The sequence below is a fragment of the Pseudomonas sp. gcc21 genome, from assembly GCF_012844345.1.
Classification (GTDB): Bacteria; Pseudomonadota; Gammaproteobacteria; order Pseudomonadales; family Pseudomonadaceae; genus Halopseudomonas.
On record NZ_CP051625.1, the window covers coordinates 1360788 to 1380309 of the forward strand.

Here is a 19522-nt window from a genome sequence, read left to right on the forward strand (position 1 = left end):
AGAGAGCGCTCCGGTTCGGTGCCTAAACCGCCTCGACCGTCTCAGCCAGGAAGTCCTCGGCGAAACGCTGCAACACGCCACCCGCCTCGTAGATGAGCACTTCCTCGTTGCTGTCCAGGCGGCAAATGACCGGCACTTCGAGGCGCTCGCCGTTACGACGGTTGATCACCAATGTCAGTTCGGCGCGGGGCGTCCACTCACCAATGACGTCGTAGGTTTCAGTGCCGTCCAGTTCCAGGGTCTTGCGCGTGGTCCCGGGCTTGAATTCCAGCGGCAGCACGCCCATACCGATCAGATTGGTACGGTGAATACGCTCGAAGCCTTCCGCAACGATCGCTTCAACCCCGGCCAGACGCACGCCCTTGGCAGCCCAGTCGCGCGAGCTACCCTGCCCGTAATCGGCGCCGGCCACGATAATCAGCGGCTGCTTGCGCTCCATATAGGTTTCGATGGCTTCCCACATGCGCATGACCTTGCCTTCCGGCTCGACCCGCGCCAGCGAACCCTGCTTCACGTTGCCCTGTTCATCCAGCACCATTTCGTTGAATAGCTTCGGATTGGCAAAGGTTGCGCGCTGTGCCGTCAGGTGATCGCCACGGTGCGTTGCGTAGGAGTTGAAGTCCTCCTCCGGCAGGCCCATCTTGTGTAAATACTCGCCCGCAGCACTGTCCAGCATGATGGCATTGGACGGCGACAGATGATCGGTGGTGATGTTATCCGGCAGGATCGCCAGCGGACGCATGCCTTGGAGCGACCGCTCACCCGCCAGCGCCCCTTCCCAATAAGGCGGCCGACGAATATAGGTCGACTGCGGTCGCCAGTCGTACAGCGGACTCTCCGCTTCGGTGATGGCGCCCAGGTCGAACATCGGGATGTAGACCTGCTTGAACTGTTCCGGCTTCACACTGGCGGCAACGATTGAATCAATCTCTTCGTCGCTAGGCCACAGCTCCTTGATGGTCACCGGATTGCCGTTCTGATCGTGTCCCAGCACATCGCGCTCGATATCGAAGCGCACTGTTCCAGCGATAGCGTAGGCAACCACCAGCGGCGGCGAGGCCAGGAAGGCCTGCTTGGCATAGGGGTGGATACGTCCGTCGAAGTTACGGTTGCCCGATAGCACCGCCGTGGCATACAGATCACGATCGATGATTTCCTGCTGGATCTTCGGATCAAGCGCGCCGGACATGCCGTTACAGGTGGTACAGGCGTAGGCGACGATACCGAACCCAAGTTTCTCCATCTCAGCCAGCAGGCCGGCCTCCTCCAGATACAGCCTGGCGACTTTCGAGCCAGGCGCAAAGGAGCTCTTGACCCAGGGCTTGCGCACCAGTCCCAGCTCATTGGCTTTTTTCGCCAGCAGCCCGGCTGCCACCACGTTGCGCGGGTTGGAGGTATTGGTGCAGCTGGTAATGGCGGCGATGATCACCGCACCATCAGGCATAAGACCTTCGGCTTCCTCGGCACGTGCCTTGTCCAGATCCACCGCGATGCCGCGTTCATGCAGTGCAGTCGTCGGCAGACGGCGGTGCGGGTTGGACGGGCCAGCAAGGTTGCGCACCACTGTCGACAGATCAAACTCCAGCACCCGCTCATATTCGGCGGTCACCAGCGCATCGGCCCACAGACCAGTGGTTTTGGCGTAATGCTCGACCAATGCCACCTGCTCGGGTTCACGACCGGTGAGCGTCAGGTAATCAGTGGTCTGCTTGTCGATATAGAACATCGCGGCGGTCGCCCCGTACTCGGGGCACATGTTCGAAATAGTCGCGCGGTCACCGATGGTCAGGCTGTTGGCGCCTTCACCAAAGAATTCCACGTAGGCACCCACTACCCGTTCCTGACGCAGGAACTCGGTTATCGCCAGCACGATATCCGTAGCGGTAATACCCGGCTGACGCTTGCCGGTCAGCTTGACGCCAACGATATCAGGCAGGCGCATCATGGACGGGCGGCCCAGCATGACCGTTTCGGCCTCCAGCCCGCCAACCCCGACTGCGATCACACCCAGCGAATCAATATGCGGCGTATGGCTGTCAGTGCCTACACAGGTATCTGGAAACGCCACGCCATCGCGCGCCTGGATGACTGGCGACATCTTCTCCAGATTGATCTGGTGCATGATGCCGTTTCCGGCCGGGATAACATCGACGTTCTTGAACGCGGTCTTGGTCCACTCGATAAAATGGAAACGGTCTTCATTGCGACGATCTTCGATGGCGCGGTTTTTGGCAAAAGCATCCTTGTCGAAGCCGGCGTGCTCAACCGCTAGCGAATGGTCGACGATCAGCTGGGTTGGCACCACCGGATTCACCAGCGCGGGGTCTCCGCCCTTCTCGGCGATGGCATCACGCAGGCCCGCCAGATCCACCAGCGCGGTCTGGCCAAGAATGTCATGACAGACCACGCGCGCCGGATACCATGGAAAGTCCAGATCGCGCCGACGCTCGATCAGTTGTTTGAGCGCATCGGTGAGCAAGGAAGGTTCGCAGCGACGCACCAGCTGCTCAGCCAGCACGCGGGATGTATAGGGCAGTTTGTCATAGGCCCCCGGCTGGATATCTTCGACCGCCGCGCGGGTGTCGTAGTAATCCAGATCGGTGCCCGGTAAAGGCTTGCGGTATTGGGTGTTCATTTAGGTACGATCCTTCAACGGGACGAATTTCAGATCTTCCGGACCAACATAGTTGGCGCTCGGGCGAATGATTTTCCCGTCGATACGTTGTTCGATGACATGGCTGGACCAGCCCGAGGTGCGTGCGATTACGAACAGTGGCGTAAACATGGCAGTGGGCACGCCCATCATGTGGTAGCTGACGGCGCTGAACCAGTCGAGGTTGGGGAACATTTTCTTGATCTCCCACATGACGCTCTCCAGGCGCTCGGCAATATCGAACATCTTGGTATTGCCCTGCTCGGCGGACAGATCCCGGGCAACTTCCTTGATCACGTCGTTGCGCGGGTCGGATACGGTATAGACCGGGTGACCAAAGCCGATGACCACTTCCTTCTTCTCGACCCGGGCGCGGATATCAGCCTCAGCCTCATCCGGAGTGTCGTAGCGCTTCTGGATTTCGAAAGCCACTTCGTTGGCACCGCCATGCTTGGGGCCACGCAAAGCGCCGATGGCGCCGGCAATACAGGAGAACATGTCCGAACCCGTACCCGCGATGACCCGGCCGGTGAAGGTCGAGGCGTTGAATTCATGCTCTGCATAGAGAATAAGCGAGGTGTGCATGGCGCGCACCCAGGATTCCCGTGGCTTTTCACCGTGCAGCAAATGCAGGAAGTGTCCGCCGATGGAATCATCATCGGTCTCGACATCGATACGCTTGCCGTTGTGACTGAAGTGATACCAGTACAGCAACATCGAACCCTGGGATGCCATCAGCTTGTCGGCAATGTCACGCGCGCCCGGATGGTTGTGATCATCCTTTTCCGGGGACAGACAACCGAGAATGGACACGCCGGTACGCATCACGTCCATTGGATGGGCCGAGGGCGGTAGCTGCTCGAGGGCCGTCTTCACTGCAGCGGGCAGACCGCGCATGGCCTTCAGCTTGGCCTTGTAGCTGTTCAGTTCTGCGGCGTTGGGCAGCTTGCCATGCACCAGCAGATGAGCAATTTCCTCAAATTCGCAAGTCGTCGCGACGTCCAGAATATCGTAGCCACGGTAGTGCAGATCATTACCGCTGCGGCCGACAGTACAGAGTGCAGTGTTACCCGCTGCGGTGCCGCTCAGTGCGACAGATTTTTTCGGCTTGAAAGTCGGTGCGGTGGTTTCGGGGGTGTCGCTCATCGCGAAGATCTCCTCGTCTGACCCTATGGGGCATTCTTGTCTTTGTATGGCTGCCTCGCAGGCGGGGCAGCTCGATCTGATTTACTTCTTGCCGGCGGCGAACAGCGCGTCGAGATGCTGCTCGAACTCGTGATAATTGATGCGATCGTACAGCTCCATGCGAGTCTGCATGGTATCGATGACATTCTTCTGCGTGCCTTCGCGGCGCAGCGTGGTGTAGACGTTCTCGGCCGCCTTGTTCATGGCGCGGAATGCCGACAGCGGATACAGCACCAGGGAGACATCGGCTGAAGCCAGCTCATCGGTGGTATATAAAGGTGTAGAACCGAACTCTGTGATATTAGCCAGAATCGGCGCCTTGACCTTGGATGCGAACAGCTTGTACATATCCAGCTCGGTGATAGCCTCCGGGAACACCATATCGGCCCCCGCCTCCACACAGGCCGCCGCGCGCTCAAGTGCGGACTCAAGCCCCTCGACTGCCAGCGCATCGGTACGCGCCATGATCACAAAGCTGTCATCGGTCCGCGCATCGACCGCCGCCTTGATCCGGTCGACCATTTCCTGCTGACTGACAATCTCCTTGTTGGGACGGTGACCGCAGCGCTTGGCACCCACCTGGTCTTCAATATGAATCGCTGCAGCGCCGAACTTGATCATCGACTTGACGGTACGGGCAACGTTAAAGGCGCTGGAGCCGAAGCCGGTATCCACATCCACCAGCAAGGGTAAATCGCATACATCTGTAATACGGCGCACGTCCGTCAATACGTCATCCAATCCGGTAATGCCCAGATCCGGCAGACCCAGCGAGCCGGCAGCAACACCGCCACCCGACAGATAGATAGCCTTGAAACCGGCGCGCTTGGCCAGCAGTGCGTGATTGGCATTGATGGCGCCAACCACCTGTAAAGGATGTTCTTCGGCTACCGCGTCGCGAAATTTCTGACCGGGTGTTTTAGACATCAGACTGTCCCTCCTGAGGAAGTGAAAGCATCGTTTGTTGTTGCATGCGACGCTCGATGTTGCGGCGTGAAGCGCTGATATGACGGCGCATCAGCATTTCCGCGAGTTCACCATCACGATCGGCGATGGCTTCAATGATTCTGTGGTGTTCTGAGAAGGCCTGTTGCGGGCGTTTGGGCGTGGACGAAAACTTGTAGCGGTACATGCGGACCAGGTGATAGAGATCGCCGCATAACATATCGCTGAGCGTCTTGTTTTTGCTGCCCTGCACAATCACGTAGTGGATATCGAGGTCGCCTTCCTGTTGATAGTAGGATTCATTGGCCTTGAGTCCACTGTGTTTTTCGTGAGTCGCAAGCACCTCGCGCAGGCCATCGATTTCCTGCTCGGTCATGTTTTCCGCAGCCAGCCGACAGGCCATTCCTTCCAGCGCTTCGCGAACGTGATACAGCTCAATCAGCTCTGCATATTCAAGCGCAACCACCCTGACCCCGGCATGGGGAACCCGCACGACAAGGCGACGCCCTTCGAGCCGACGTATCGCTTCACGCAGAGGTCCGCGGCTGATACCGAAGGTATTGGAAAGGTACTGTTCGCTGATGCGCGTGCCGGGCGGAATTTCACCTTTAACGATCGCTGTCTGGATGCGCTGAAAGGCACCGTCGGACAATGTCATGGCAGGCGAAACACTCAATGAATCGGTCAATTGTCGACAACCTATTAGAATTTACGGGTTTTTATAAGGCTTTATGTGAGCAATACTGCATCCCGCCAAATGGATTGTCAACAATCCGCAGTTTACCTGATTAATATTGTCTCAAACGCCTGTTTAGCTGCCCTACTAGGAAGCGCTTGAAGGCGTGCTAAGATGCGGACCTGCTTGCCGCCGCCCGTCCTGCCTGTAGTGAGTGAGCTGCACTGTTCTAAACTTACCGGGAACACCCATGCATTCGATCAATCTTCATCTAAAAATTCTAATTGCCATACTTGTCAGCCTCGGGTTGCTGATCACCGGTTACCAGATCTACTTTCTGGAAATCCCCGTAACCGAAGACGAGACAGACGATATCTGGAGTCTCGACGCCCGGCTGGAATTTCAGGCAGTGCAAGGCGTTCCCGTGAAGGCACAGATGTTCATCCCGCCGCTCAATCAGGACTACACCAGCCTCAACGAAAGCTTCATTTCCAACAACTACGGTGTGAGCATCGGTCAGGTAGACGGCAATCGGCGCGTGACCTGGTCTGCGCGGCGAGCTAGTGGTCCACAAACCTTGTACTACCGTCTGGTGCTGACCAAACGCTATAGCCCGGATGAGGTTGAAGTGCCGCCCCCTGCCCCGCGCGTACCCATCGTGCTGGAAGGACCGGAACAAGTTGCAGCGGACGCGCTGGTTGATCCGATCCGCCAGCATTCCGCGGACATCGAAACATTCATCGCCGAAGCCATTCGACGCGTCAATGACACGACCGACGATAATGTCAGACTGTTGATGGGCAGCGGCGACACAGTGCTGGACAAGGCCCGCGTTATTGACATCCTGCTCTCCAATGCGCGCATCCCGCTCGAGCTGGTGCGCACCATCCGCCTGGAAAGCACTCCTAACCAGGAGCCTGAGCTGTGGCTGCGCAGCCACAACGGCGATCGCTGGCTGTATTTCCATCCGGAAACCGGACAACAGGGCATCCCGGATAACCGCATGGTCTGGTGGACCGGATCAGCGCCAATGTTCAGCCTGGAAGGCGGTCGCCAGGGTCGGGTCAGCGTAACCATCACCAACAGCGAAATGAACGCGCTGCGCCTTGCGCAGATGAGCTCGGACAACGGCACTTCTGCTTTGCTTGAATACTCCCTGTACGGCCTGCCACTGCACGCGCAACAGGTCTACCGCGTGATGATCATGATTCCGGTTGGCGTATTGGTGATTCTGGTTCTACGCAACCTGATCGGCATTCAGACGCTCGGCACCTTTACGCCGGTCCTGATCTCACTGGCCTTCCGTGAAACCCAGGTTGGCTGGGGTATCGCGCTGTTCACCCTGATTACCGCATTGGGTCTATCGCTGCGCTCCTATCTGGAGCACCTGAAGCTGCAGATGCTGCCGCGGTTGTCTATCGTCCTAACGTTTGTCGTACTGGTTATCGCCGGCATCAGCCTGTTCAGCCACAAGCTGGGCATTGAACGGGCCCTGTCTGTTTCGCTGTTCCCGATGGTGATTCTGACCATGACCATCGAGCGCCTGTCGATCAACTGGGAAGAGCGCGGCGGCGGCCATTCGTTCAAGGTGGCACTGGGTACCATCATCGCTGCGACCCTGGCGCACCTGCTGATGACTGTGCCGGCACTGGCCTATTTCGTCTTTACCTTCCCGGCGATACTGCTGGTACTGGTTGGCTTCATGCTCGCCATGGGACGTTATCGTGGCTATCGCTTAACCGAGTTGATGCGTTTCAAAGCGCTGACCAAACAGGGCTGAGGAGAAACGCATGTTCTTCTGGAAAACCTGGAAAACGCTCACGGCGAATGGCGTCATGGGCATCAACCGACGCAACGCCGATTACGTACTGAAGTACAACAAGCGGCACCTGTACCCGGTCGTGGACGACAAGATCCTGACCAAGGAGCGCGCGATTGCCGCGGGCATACATGTGCCTGAAATGTACGGCGTGATCGAGACCGAGAAGGACATCGATCGCTTCGAGAAGATCGTCGCCCCCTACCGCGACTTCGTCATCAAGCCGGCGCAGGGTGCCGGCGGTGACGGAATCATGGTGATTGGGGATCGGTTCGAGGGTCGCTACAAGACTGTCGGCGGCAAGATTGTTACCGAGGAAGAGATCGGCCATCACATTTCCAGCATTCTGTCGGGCCTCTACTCACTCGGTGGCCATCGCGACCGGGTGCTGATCGAGTATCGCGTCAAGCCGGACCCGATTTTCAAGAGCATCAGTTACGAAGGCGTGCCGGATATACGCATCATCGTATTGATGGGCTACCCGGTGATGGCAATGCTGCGGTTGCCGACCCGTCAGTCCGGCGGCAAGGCTAACCTGCACCAGGGTGCTATTGGCGTCGGCGTGGACCTGACGACCGGTATCACGCTGAAAGGCACCTGGCTGAACCAGAAAATCACCAAGCACCCGGACACCACCAATCCCGTCGACGGCGTGCAGCTGCCCGACTGGGACGGCTTCATGCGGCTGGCCACATCCTGCTATGAACTGTCCGGCCTGGGCTACATCGGCGTCGACCTGGTACTCGACCAGGAACAAGGCCCGCTGATTCTGGAGCTGAATGCGCGTCCCGGCCTGAACATTCAGATTGCCAACGATGCAGGCCTCACCCACCGCTGCCATGCCGTGGAACGGCGCATTGCCGAGCTCGCCAAGGATGGCAAGGTCGAAAACGCGGACGAGCGCATGGCGTTCTCGCAAAAGCACTTCGGCAAGCCGATCCCGGCCTCAACCGAAGCACTGGAAACCAGCGAACAGGCATCCTCCTGAACGGACACCTGTCGTGTATTACACATTAACTGAACTGCCCTACGCGGCGGACCCTTTGCCAGGGTTCGCCGCAATCCGTCCCCTCGGTCTCCCGGTTCTGCTTGATTCAGCCGCTTCCGGACGCCAGCCAGGACGCTACAGCATTATGTCTGCCGGCCCGCTGAGTAGGGTGCGCCCTGCCGTAGGTGAATCGGGCCGCGAGGTACTTGATCGCCTGCGCAACGCGCTGCACACACTGGGTTCAGCCCGCTGGCCTGACGGTGAAGCATTGCCGTTCGGCGCCGGCGCGCTAGGCTTCATCAGCTACGACTTTGCCCGCCTGCTGGAACAACTCCCGGCGGATGCCCAGGCTGACATACGGCTTCCGCGTTTGCAGATGGGGGTGTATGACTGGAATGTCACCAGCGATCATCAGCAAAAGCGCAGCTGGCTGGTCTGCCACCCGCAGCTGGAGCCCGGCCTGCGTACCGAGCTGCTTGAACGTCTGGATAGCGCTGAGGCGACCTACCGAGGCTTCCGCCTGACAACAGCCTTCAGCGCCGAACAAAGCAGGCAGGACTACCAAAGCGCCTTTGAGCGCATTCAGCACTATATCCATGCCGGGGATTGCTACCAGATCAATCTGGCCCAGCGCTTCTCTGCGCATTGCCAGGGTGATCCGCTGACAGCCTACCAGCGGCTGCGCAGCGCCTGCCCTACTCCGTTTTCTGCCTACCTTGAAGACCCGGGCTTCAGCATCCTCTGCCATTCCCCCGAGCGTTTTCTCAGCTGCCGGGACGGCATGGTTGAAACCAGGCCCATCAAAGGCACGCGCAAGCGCGGCAGCAACCCTGAACAAGATCGCGCGCTGGCCGAGGAATTGCTGGCCTCGCCGAAAGATCAGGCGGAGAACCTAATGATTGTAGATTTGCTGCGCAATGACCTTGGTCGCACCTGTGCAGTAGGCAGCGTCAAGGTGCCCGAGTTATTCAGCCTCGAAACCTACCCCAACGTGCACCATCTGGTCAGCAGTATCACCGGTCAGCTAGCACCTGAGTACGACCCGCTCGATCTGCTGGCCGGTGCATTTCCCGGGGGCTCGATCACTGGCGCGCCGAAGATCCGCGCCATGCAGATTATTGAAGAGCTGGAACCGGTCCGACGCAGCCTGTATTGCGGCAGCATCGGCTACATCGGTTGCGAAGGTCAGATGGATCTGAACATCAGTATCCGCAGCCTGGTCCATCAGGATGACAGGCTCTATCTCTGGGGAGGCGGCGGCATCGTAGCGGATTCCCAGGCCGAGGCGGAGTATCAGGAGACGCTGACCAAGGTGCAGGTGTTGATGGACGCACTGGCTTAGCCTGGGGGTGTAGCGCGCCTGCGCTACGCCAGCTATTCGAACCCACTAAACCCGTAAACGAGTCCGGACCCGACCCCAGGCGCTCATCAGTTAAGAGTTAACAGACTCAGCGGACGATTCGACGCCTTGATGAATTCCTTCTTCAGGTCCTCAAAGGTCTGCACAGCGGGGAACTGCGGGAACTCGGCAATCACGTTATCCGGCGCATGGAAGAGGATGCCCGCATGGGCTTCGGCCAGCATGGTGGTGTCATTGTACGAGTCGCCGGCGGCGATGATGCGGTAATAGAGGCTCTTCAACGCAATCACCGACTGGCGCTTGGGATCTTTCTGTCGCAGTTGATAATCCACGACACGCCCGGATTCATCCGTCACCAGCTTGTGGCACAGTAGCGTCGGGAAGCCCAACTGGCGCATCAGCGGCTGGGAAAATTCGTAGAAAGTGTCCGAGAGAATCACCACCTGGAAGCGTTCGCGCAGCCAGTCGACGAACTCGGCAGCGCCTTCAAGCGGTTCGAGCGTTGCGATCACTTCCTGGATGTCGGACAGTTTCAGTCCGTGTTCGTCCAGAATACGCAGCCGCTGCTTCATCAGTACGTCGTAATCGGGAATGTCCCGTGTGGTCGCCCTGAGCTCGGCGATACCGGTTTTTTCAGCAAAGGCGATCCAGATTTCCGGGACGAGAACACCTTCGAGATCAAGGCAAGCGATTTCCACACAGCACTCCTGGCGTTTGGGTATTTGAATTGGCGCCACAATCTACCGGCAAGCGTGCCGCTGCGCAATGCCGAAGCCATTGGGAGACTGCTGAGCGTTATAACCAGATAACACTAAAAATATAACCAAATACAAGGCGATGATATAAGCCGGCTTTGTTAGACTTTCGCAAAACGGCAGTCCGCACAACCCATGCCGAGCCTGGAGAGCCTGATGTTAAGCGAAAATTTCGATCCGATTGCGTTGGCAGACGAGTACGCCAGCCAGTCACCACAGCAGATCCTGAAACTGGCAATCGATAGCTTCGATGATCTGTGGCTGTCATTCAGCGGAGCGGATGACATCGTCGTGCTGGATATGGCCTGGAAGATCAATCCGGACATCAAGGTGTTCACGCTGGACACGGGCCGCCTGCACGCCGAGACCTACCGGTTTCTCGAGCAGGTGCGCAAGCATTATGGCATCCAGCTCGAAGTGCTCTCCCCTGACCGCGACAAGCTTGATGCCTACGTGCGCGAGAAAGGCCTGTTTGATTTTTACGAACGTGGTCATCAGGAGTGCTGCGGCATTCGCAAGATCGAACCCTTACGTCGCAAGCTGGCCGGCGTCGACGCCTGGATTACCGGTCAGCGCAAGGATCAGAGCCCGACACGTACTAACGTGCCGGTTATCGAAGCAGATACCGGTTTCAGCGGGCCAGGGCGCTCACTGGTCAAGTTCAATCCGCTGGCGAACTACACCAGCGAGGATGTGTGGAATTACATCCGCATGCTGGAGATCCCCTACAACAGCCTGCACGAACGCGGATTCGTAAGCATCGGCTGCGAGCCCTGCACCCGGCCGGTGCTTCCCAACCAGCACGAACGTGAAGGCCGCTGGTGGTGGGAAGAATCCACTCAAAAGGAATGCGGGTTGCATGGCGGTAATCTGATCACCAAGGTGTGAGATTGCTGGCCGCCTAGCAAGTCTAGGATCACAGATCAAAACCTGAGCATCCCAATCATGCCTTGCCACAGAGGTATCCGCATGATTTGCAACCATTTTGAGGAAGGCGCGATCGGATCACCGAACCGCCGCGGAGATGCTGGCCGCCAGGCCAGCTGTTCTTGTCCTGGCAGCACTTGACCGAATATCTCAGCGCACCGGCAATACAATATCCTGAAACAGCTGTTCAACCTCAGCCTTGTTGGAACATAGCAGCGCCTGCTCCACCCGCTCGCGGGTCAGATGCGGCGCAAAAGCTTCAATAAAGTCGTACATGAACCCGCGCAGGAAGGTTCCCTTGCGAAAACCTATCTTGGTTACGCTGGACTCGAACAATTTGCTTGCGTCGATGCGCACCAGGTCCGCATCCTGCTCGGGATCCACTGCCATGCCGGCGAGAATACCCACGCCCAATCCCAGCCTGACATAGGTCTTGATCACGTCGGCGTCGGCTGCGGTAAAGATCACCTTCGCCTCCAGTCCTTTGTTGCTGAACGCTTCATCCAGCTTGGACCGCCCGGTAAAGCCGAACACGTAAGTGACCAGTGGATGTTCAGCCAGAGCTTCGAGTGTCAGCTCGCCGATATCGGCTAACGGGTGCCCCTTCGGAACAATGACGCAGCGATTCCACCGATAGCAGGGCATCATCACCATATCCGAGAACAGCTCGAGGGCTTCGGTAGCAATGGCGAAGTCGGCGGTGCCGTTAACGGTCATTTCGCAGATCTGCACCGGCGTACCCTGGTTCATATGCAGGGCGACATCAGGGTAACGCTTGATGAAACCGCTGATCACCGGCGGCAAGGCGTAACGCGCCTGCGTGTGTGTAGTGGCGAGGGTCAGGGTGCCCTTGCGCTCGTTACTGAACTCCTGGGCGATCTGCTTGATACTTTCACATTTGCGCAATATCTCCCCCGCCGTGGCGATGATCCGTTCGCCTGCCGGGGTCACACGGGTGAGATGCTTGCCGCTGCGGGAAAACACTTCCACACCCAACTCATCCTCGAGCAGGCGTATCTGCTTGCTGATGCCTGGCTGCGAGGTATACAGACTCTGAGCCGTTGCTGAAACATTGAGGTCGTGGTGAGCCACTTCCCAGATGTAACGCAATTGTTGCAATTTCATGATATCCCCTGTCCCGTTACGCGCCACCCGGCAGCAGCTTTTATAACCATCTTAGCGGGTTTTGATCTCAGGTTAGACCATAAGTAGCTGACAGGTTCGGAAGTCGGGACGAACGGAGGCACCGTTGGTCGGGGTTCAGCGTTTGAGATTGCTGATGCCGTGGGGCACGTGGCCAGTCAGAACAGAGCTCACCGCCTTGCGGCAATGGCCTTCCTGATCATCAAAGAACAGATCGGCGCCAAAGGCGCGCAGGAAATGTGTTTTATCCAGACCACCGAGGAATAACGATTCGTCGAGCCGGATATCCCATTCACGCAGCGTACGAATAACCCGCTCATGTGCCGGTGCGCTGCGGGCAGTGAATAGCGCAGTGCGAATCGGGCACTCGGTAGTGGAAAATTCGGTCTGGATGCGATTCAGCGCCGCCAGAAAAGCCTTGAATGGACCGCCGCCGAGCGGCTGGCGCGCGGCTGCCAGCTCGCTGGCCTGAAACGCAGCCAGGCCTTCGCGCTGGAAGATCTGTTCGGACTCATCGGAGAACAACACCGCATCGCCGTCAAAGGCGATGCGGAGTTCATTGCCGGTCTCACGTCGGATGCCTGAGGGCAGGATGGTTGCCGCAGCGAAACCTGCTTCCAGTGTGCTGCGCACGTCCTCGGCATGGGTGGACAGAAACAGGTGACAGCCAAAGGCCGGGATATAGGTATAGGGGCTGCGGCCGCCGGCGAAGGCGGCCCGGGTGATATCCAACTGGTAATGCTGAATGGAATTGAATATGCGCAACCCTGTGTCGGCACTGTTACGGGACAGCAACACCACTTCGACCCGGGTGTCGCCCTCCAGCAGAGTGTTGATGCGCAGCAGCTTTTCCACCAACCCGAAGGCCTCCCCCTGTTCCAGCGGGGTATCTTCCCGGGCAATCTGGTACTGCCGATAGGCTTCCAGACCTTCCTGCTCATAGACCAGATGACTCTCGTCGAGATCAAACAACGCACGAGAGGAAATCGCTATTACCAATTTGTCGCCGAGCAGGGCCGCCATCTATTCGTTCCGGTTGTGTCAGTCTTTGAGATAACCAGCCTGGATGAACTCGAGCATGGCCAGCAGTGCTGCGGTTTTCGGCATGCTGACGCCCTGTTTCGCCGCTATGCGCAGGGGCTCACCGTACATGAGATCCAGCTCCATCGGCCGCTTGTGCAGCCAGTCATGGTACATGCTGGCGTGATAGTCCGGCATCTTGGAAGTGCCATACAGCAGCTTGTCGGGAAAATCTTCAGGGATCTCGCATCCGCAGGCCGCAGCCAGCGTGACCACCTCCGCCATCATGTCGCGGATCAATCGGTGGCTGGACGGGTTCCCCAGCAGATCACGAGTTCCGGCGTTCAGCACAACGTGCATACCATTGAACGGCAGGTTCCACACCAGCTTGTGCCAGCGCGCTGCGTCGACGTTTTCCATCGTCCGGGACTTGATACCGGAGCTTTTGAACAATTCCGCTGCTTCGCTGATTATCGCGGCTGCGCCAGCCTCATCGGCCGGGCCTGAATGGTAGCCAAGGTCTACCTGACCATTGAACTGATGGTTAATGACACCTGGCTCTTCACGGAACAGACAGACGTAACACATGCCTCCGATGAGGTGAACATTATCTGGCAGCAATGGGCGCAGCAGGCTCTCGTTATTCAGACCATTCTGCAGCAGAATGACCTTGGCGCCATCGGCGGCGGCCTGGGCAATGACAGGTGCCAGCTCCTCGTTCGCAGTCGCCTTCGCGCCGATCAACAGCCAGTCGCACGCGGGCATCTCGGCTACATCCCGATATGCCTGGACCTGATCAAGTGCCATATCACCATGCACCATGCTGTTCACAGTGATGCCCTTGTCGACGACCGCCTGGTACTCACTGCGCAGCAGAAAATGCACATCATGACCGCCCTTGGCGAGCATCAGGCCATAAAAGCCGCCCATTGCTCCGGTGCCGATGATGCCGATACGCGGTTTGTTCTGCATAAGAATCCTCTAAGCTCCACTGTCTGGGGTTGGTAAGCATATCCGAGATGACCATGATAGAGACACCAACCCCGGAAAACAGTCATGAGGGCGACAAAGGTCCGGCGGAAAAGGTTTATCATAGGCGTCGGAGCTGATCGACACCCTTTATCGAAGCGATGCAACGACACGGGGTAGCCGGCAAAGGCTACGTTGATTAAGCTGACGCACATTCTCTGTAAGGCTGTCCGGTTGACAGTCTCTATGACATGTTCAGGAAGGAAGATGGCCGACTTACCGATTGATGACTTATACGTTGCTTCGAACGAAGTACTGATCACGCCTGCCGACCTCAAGGCCAAGATCCCGTTGACCGAAGCTGCGCAAAAAACCGTAGTAGAAAGCCGCCAGGTGATCCGCGACATCCTCGATGGCAAGGACCACCGGCTGTTCATTGTGATCGGCCCTTGCTCGATCCATGATGTCGAAGCCGCCAAGGATTATGCCCGGCGACTGAAGGAACTGGCAGACGAAGTCGGCGATACCCTTTATCTGGTCATGCGCGTGTACTTCGAGAAGCCACGCACCACTGTAGGCTGGAAAGGTCTGATCAATGATCCCTACCTCGATGACAGCTTCAAGATTGAGGACGGGCTGCACATCGGCCGTCAGTTGCTGCGCGATCTCACCGAGATGGGCCTGCCTACCGCTACCGAAGCGCTCGACCCGATCTCTCCCCAGTACCTGCAGGATCTGATTTCCTGGTCAGCTATTGGTGCACGCACGACCGAGTCCCAGACCCACCGGGAAATGTCCTCAGGCCTGTCCTGCGCGGTCGGCTTCAAGAACGGTACGGACGGCGGTCTGGCTGTGGCCATCAACGCCCTGCAATCGGTATCCAGCCCGCACCGTTTTCTGGGCATCAACCAGGCCGGTGAGTGCTCGATTGTTACCACCAAGGGCAATCAGTACGGCCACGTGGTACTGCGCGGCGGCAATGGCAAACCCAACTACGATTCTGTCAGCGTGGCGCTATGCGAGCAGGAACTGGAGAAAGCCGGCGTCCCGACCAATATCATGATCGATTGCAGCCATGCCAACTCGAACAAGGACCCCGGTCTGCAGCCGCTGGTAATGGATAACGTTGCGAACCAGATCCTTGAAGGCAATAACTCGATCATCGGCCTGATGGTGGAGAGCCACATCAACTGGGGTAACCAGTCGATCCCGGCCGACCTGGCGGACCTGAAGTACGGCGTATCGATCACCGATGCCTGTATCGACTGGGATACAACGGTCAAAAGCATTCGCAGCATGCACGACAAGCTGAAGAATGTTCTACCTGAACGTCAGCGCGACTAGGCCCTGACAGGCCAGCGCGCCGAAGAAACAAAAAACCCGCCGGTAAGGCGGGTTTTTTATGGCCGAGGAATCATCAGCCCGTATCGGACTTTCCGACAGCCTGGCGCTCCATATAGCTTTCGACGTATGAGCACGAGGGAATCACCTCGTAACCGCGTATGCGTGCGTACTGTAGAGCATGCTCGGTCAATTGCGCGGCGACGCCCTGTCCACGCAGGGAATCCGGCACGAACGTACGATAGATATCCAGAGTCTGCTTGCCCAGATCCATATACGCCAGATAGGCACGAGCGCCGTTGACGATGGTGTAGAACTGTTGACGCTCCGGGTCGTGCACGATGCGGTTGTCAGTGCTCATTATTATTGGTCTCCTGGCGGGTTGACGTACAGCCGCGAATAATTAATGACATTTTACTGACGGAAAAATTCACCCGAAACGCCATTTTGACGTCAAAAGTACCGGTTTAGACGTCTCGGAGCAACTCCGCTTTTCAGCATGCCCTAACCCATTCCAAGCAGCATCAGCAATCCGATCGACGAGAGGCAGGCAATCACCGGAATCGCTACGGTCACGGCAAACATATCCTTATAGGCTTCCTTATGTGACAACCCCATGATCACGAAAGTCGCGATTACCGCCCCACAATGCGGCAGCGAGTCGAAGCCACCCGATGCAATCGCAGCGATCCGATGCAGGATCTCCGGTTGGATGCCCATTTCAAGGTAATGCGGCGCCAATGTTTGCATGAAGATCTGCAACCCGCCAGTGGATGAGCCGACGATGCCGGAAACCACGCTGGCCGAGGCAAACACCGAGAGCAAAGGCGGAAGGTCCGCGCCGAGTATCCACTGGGCAAACTCGCCGAACCCTGCAGTCTGGGTCACCACTCCGCCGAAACCAATCACCGCAGCGGTGTTGAACAACGGCATGATCGAGTCCTCAGCGCCCTGGCCGAAGACCTGCGCGATCTTGCGACGCATGCTCGGGAACAGCACGATGCATACCAGCGAACCTATGATCAGCGCCATGCTTGGCCAGATAATCGGCTGGGCCTGGCTGAAGCGCAGTGCCTGAGCCATCAAGCTGTCGCTCTCCGACCAGTCGGCCATGCCTATTAACAGGCGCGGCAGCATGATCACACCCAGTACGACAATCATCGGTATGATCGCCAGCTGCCACGGCGGCGCATCATCCGGATCGCCAACCAGCTGCTCCATACGGCGATCCTGAGCGTTCTCCTCAAAGCCTTCGCCATTGGCGCGCGCCACTTTCCAGCCGCGCTCGACATACCACATACCCAGGCCACCCATGATCAGCGCGGCAAAAATACCAATCCAGCCGCCAGCAAACAGATCCGTACCCAGCGAGCTGGCGGAAATGACGTTGTGGATCGACGGCGTTCCGGGCAGCGCCGTCATGGTGAAGGTTCCGGCGCCGACAGAGGTCGCCGCAGCCCAAAGGCGTTTTGGCAGATTGGCTTCACGCATCAGCGTGATACCCAGCGGATACATGGTGAACACCACGACGAATACCACTACGCCGCCGTAGGTCAGCAACGCACAGACGATCATCCCTACCAACAAGGTGTGTTTGGTGCCCAAACTGCGGGTGATGGCCAGCGCAATGCTTTTGGCCGCCTGACTGGTCGCCATCGCCTTACCGAAGATCGCCCCGCAGAGGAACAACAGAAAGAACCGTCCGGCAAAGGTGAAGGCGCCGAGTTGTCCGGCGGGATAATGCTCGAGGAGGGTTCTGGGGATCAGCATGCCATTGGTCACCGCAACAACCAGCGAACAGACAATCGATGCGATGAAGATATTGACGCCTCGCAGCGCCATGAAAATCAACAGCCCCAGGCCGAAGAGAAGACCAAAATTACCCAGCATGAACGTTCCTTGGTTGTATTATTCTTGTCGCCAAGATACTCGGCATCCCGATACGGAACACTGATTATTCACGCGGCTGAACTGCGGTTATAAGTGCCTGGGGTCTGCCCCTGCTTCATCGCGGCCGCGATAAGCAGGAACAGGCTCTAATGCTCTGGATCAATGGAACTGTGTCGCGATCTGCTAGAATCAGTGGCGAAGTAAGGAACCAACTCAAACGAGGGTAAAAATATGAAATCAGTACTCACGATCTCCGCCGTAGCATTGTCCGCCCTGCTGGCAACCGGGTGCGCCAGCAACAACAAACAATACGAAGAAACCTCTTCGCGCCTGTCCCAGAATGAAAGCTCGGTGAACCGTGCCCAGGCACGCGCCGACGAAGCCTATGCCAAGGCCGAAGAAGCTCTGGCCGCTGCCCAGCGTGCTCAACAGACAGCAGACGAAGCGAACGAACGCGCGCTGCGGATGCTTGATCGCACCAGCCGCAAGTAAGCATCAGCGCTTCGCTGGCAGGTCCACTCCGGATCTGCCAGCGCCTGATCAATTCAGCGCAGTACCGATCACCCTCGGAATGCCTTCCTCTGCGTACACGGTATCCCTGATAGCAGTCCAGTCCAGCCGATAGTTCCGCACCCATTCAGCACGTTCATCCAGCAGCGCCTGAATCGCACCCTGACGATCCAGCGTGGACGGCAGGCCATGCTCGTCGAGCGGCGTATGGACTTCAAGCAATAACTCGCCGTCTCGTTCACCCAGCTTGTAGGGCTGATTGACTATGCGGACTTCGGTATTCACCGGGACCTGCGGAAACAGCTGAGTGATATCTTCATTGCGCATCCGGAAGCAACCATGGCTGACGCGCATGCCGATGCCGAAATGCTTGTTGGTGCCATGGATAACGTAGCCACTCATTGCCAGGTTCATCTTGAACGGTCCCATCGGGTTGTCGGGCCCGGGCGGCACGACTTCGGGCAGGAAGTCACCTTCGGCGGCGTGTTCCTCCCGGATCGACTTGGGCGGATACCATGACGGATTGGCCTGCTTGCGCGCGACACGGGTTTCGCCTATCGGCGACGACCAGCCCTCGCGACCGATACCCACCGGATAAGTCACGACCTTTCCGCCATCGGGAGGATAGAAATACAACCGGTACTCAGGCAGGTTGATGACGATGCCTTCCCGGGGAGCAGCGGGCAGTACGTGCAGCCCAGGCATGACTACGTCCTGGCCCTCGCCGGGCAGCCAGGGATCGACACCCGGATTAGCCGCTATCAGTTCGAGTTGACCAAATCCATGCTCATCGCCCAGCGCAGCGAAGGTATCTTCGTAGCGGGTATTCACCTGATAAACCGAACCGATCAACGTCTGCTCAGGTGCCGTAAGCGGATATTCAGCTGCATAGGCGCCGCTCTGGGCCAGGCAGGCGAGCAGCGTGGCGCAGGCTAGTGGTCGAGAGCGAGACGACGCTGCCATAGGCTCAGGCTCCGGAGGCTGCGTAGAGTTCGAACTGGCCGGTCTCGACCGGGCCGGTGGCCTTGCGCACCGCTGCGACGCGTTTACCGCCACGCATACTGTGCGCCAGCGTCACGCAATCAGGGCACAGACCTTTCAGCAGCGCCCTGCTCAGCTCACGGTAGGCAGGACGCGACGGTAGCAGGTCACCGCACAAGGTTCGCTCACGCGGCACATCCAGGCGCATATTGATATCCACCAGGTGTTGATGCCAGGGATCACTCACAAAGAGGTCACGCTGCTCGTCCTGCTCAACCACGCACCAGCGTCTGGCCATCCACGACAGCGATACCCCGCCCCGCGCAATCATTGGCAAACCCGCCACACTGGCAGCACAGA

At 58.0% G+C, this 19522-nt stretch carries 18 protein-coding genes; 6 read left to right on the forward strand and 12 right to left on the reverse strand.

Annotated features, from left to right (window positions below):
• Nucleotides 1-22: 22 nt before the first annotated feature.
• From acnD to HG264_RS06455, 4 genes are all read right to left on the reverse strand, one after another.
• The gene (gene acnD / locus HG264_RS06440; RefSeq protein ID WP_169406887.1) at nt 23-2635 is read right to left on the reverse strand and encodes a Fe/S-dependent 2-methylisocitrate dehydratase AcnD; all 2613 of its coding nucleotides are present in this window, start codon (nt 2633-2635) and stop codon (nt 23-25) included.
• Nucleotides 2636-3799, reverse strand: a complete 1164-nt coding sequence (prpC, locus tag HG264_RS06445) for a 2-methylcitrate synthase (protein WP_169406888.1) — start codon at nt 3797-3799, stop codon at nt 2636-2638. It lies immediately after the preceding gene.
• 81 nt (nt 3800-3880) lie between these two features.
• Entirely contained in the window at nt 3881-4765 is an 885-nt protein-coding gene (gene prpB / locus HG264_RS06450; RefSeq protein ID WP_169406889.1) for a methylisocitrate lyase, read from the reverse strand.
• Nucleotides 4758-5441 carry a GntR family transcriptional regulator gene (locus tag HG264_RS06455; RefSeq protein WP_169409036.1) on the reverse strand — a complete coding sequence of 228 codons (684 nt, stop codon included), beginning with the start codon at nt 5439-5441 and terminating at the stop codon, nt 4758-4760. Before HG264_RS06455 ends, prpB begins: the two co-directional genes overlap by 8 nt.
• 268 nt (nt 5442-5709) lie before the next feature.
• On the opposite strand from HG264_RS06455, the gene HG264_RS06460 reads away from it, so the two are divergent.
• The 3 genes from HG264_RS06460 to pabB are packed head-to-tail and all read left to right on the forward strand — an operon-like array spanning nt 5710 to nt 9608.
• Nucleotides 5710-7239 (forward strand): inactive transglutaminase family protein, encoded by a 1530-nt coding sequence (locus tag HG264_RS06460; protein ID WP_169406890.1) that lies wholly within the window; start codon nt 5710-5712, stop codon nt 7237-7239.
• A gap of 10 nt (nt 7240-7249) precedes the next feature.
• On the forward strand, nt 7250-8266 hold the full coding sequence (locus tag HG264_RS06465) for an alpha-L-glutamate ligase-like protein (RefSeq protein ID WP_169406891.1): 1017 nt from the start codon (nt 7250-7252) through the stop codon (nt 8264-8266).
• A 13-nt stretch (nt 8267-8279) separates the two neighbouring features.
• On the forward strand, nt 8280-9608 hold the full coding sequence (pabB, locus tag HG264_RS06470; protein ID WP_256663798.1) for an aminodeoxychorismate synthase component I: 1329 nt from the start codon (nt 8280-8282) through the stop codon (nt 9606-9608).
• Between the two features lie 86 nt (nt 9609-9694).
• Here the strand turns inward: pabB and thrH are convergent, their stop codons facing one another.
• Entirely contained in the window at nt 9695-10324 is a 630-nt protein-coding gene (thrH, locus tag HG264_RS06475) for a bifunctional phosphoserine phosphatase/homoserine phosphotransferase ThrH (RefSeq protein ID WP_169406893.1), read from the reverse strand.
• A 213-nt stretch (nt 10325-10537) separates the two neighbouring features.
• Between thrH and HG264_RS06480 the strand changes: the two genes are divergently transcribed.
• On the forward strand, nt 10538-11269 hold the full coding sequence (locus tag HG264_RS06480; RefSeq protein WP_169406894.1) for a phosphoadenylyl-sulfate reductase: 732 nt from the start codon (nt 10538-10540) through the stop codon (nt 11267-11269).
• 189 nt (nt 11270-11458) lie between these two features.
• Here HG264_RS06480 and cysB read toward each other — a convergent pair whose 3' ends face one another.
• The 3 genes from cysB to HG264_RS06495 form a co-directional block, all read right to left on the reverse strand.
• Nucleotides 11459-12433: an HTH-type transcriptional regulator CysB gene (gene cysB, locus HG264_RS06485; protein ID WP_169406895.1), complete on the reverse strand. Its 975-nt coding sequence runs from the start codon at nt 12431-12433 to the stop codon at nt 11459-11461.
• Between the two features lie 135 nt (nt 12434-12568).
• Complete coding sequence (locus HG264_RS06490) at nt 12569-13474, reverse strand: 5'-nucleotidase (protein ID WP_169406896.1); 906 nt, start codon at nt 13472-13474, stop codon at nt 12569-12571.
• Nucleotides 13475-13492: 18 nt separating this feature from the next.
• Nucleotides 13493-14443, reverse strand: coding sequence for a putative 2-dehydropantoate 2-reductase (locus tag HG264_RS06495; RefSeq protein ID WP_169406897.1), 951 nt, complete (start codon nt 14441-14443; stop codon nt 13493-13495).
• A 264-nt stretch (nt 14444-14707) separates the two neighbouring features.
• Between HG264_RS06495 and HG264_RS06500 the strand changes: the two genes are divergently transcribed.
• Nucleotides 14708-15784, forward strand: a complete 1077-nt coding sequence (locus HG264_RS06500; protein ID WP_169406898.1) for a 3-deoxy-7-phosphoheptulonate synthase — start codon at nt 14708-14710, stop codon at nt 15782-15784.
• A 73-nt stretch (nt 15785-15857) separates the two neighbouring features.
• On the opposite strand, the gene HG264_RS06505 is transcribed toward HG264_RS06500, so the two are convergent.
• On the reverse strand, nt 15858-16142 hold the full coding sequence (locus HG264_RS06505) for a GNAT family N-acetyltransferase (protein WP_169406899.1): 285 nt from the start codon (nt 16140-16142) through the stop codon (nt 15858-15860).
• Between the two features lie 143 nt (nt 16143-16285).
• A complete protein-coding gene (locus tag HG264_RS06510; protein ID WP_169406900.1) occupies nt 16286-17671 on the reverse strand; it encodes a GntP family permease in 1386 nt (461 codons plus the stop codon).
• A 231-nt stretch (nt 17672-17902) separates the two neighbouring features.
• Between HG264_RS06510 and HG264_RS06515 the strand changes: the two genes are divergently transcribed.
• Nucleotides 17903-18163: an Lpp/OprI family alanine-zipper lipoprotein gene (locus tag HG264_RS06515; RefSeq protein ID WP_169406901.1), complete on the forward strand. Its 261-nt coding sequence runs from the start codon at nt 17903-17905 to the stop codon at nt 18161-18163.
• 48 nt (nt 18164-18211) lie between these two features.
• On the opposite strand, the gene HG264_RS06520 is transcribed toward HG264_RS06515, so the two are convergent.
• Together HG264_RS06520 and HG264_RS06525 are read right to left on the reverse strand one after the other, a co-directional pair.
• Nucleotides 18212-19144 (reverse strand): L,D-transpeptidase family protein, encoded by a 933-nt coding sequence (locus HG264_RS06520; protein ID WP_169406902.1) that lies wholly within the window; start codon nt 19142-19144, stop codon nt 18212-18214.
• A gap of 4 nt (nt 19145-19148) precedes the next feature.
• Nucleotides 19149-19493 carry a hypothetical protein gene (locus tag HG264_RS06525; protein ID WP_169406903.1) on the reverse strand — a complete coding sequence of 115 codons (345 nt, stop codon included), beginning with the start codon at nt 19491-19493 and terminating at the stop codon, nt 19149-19151.
• Between the last annotated feature and the right edge of the window lie 29 nt (nt 19494-19522).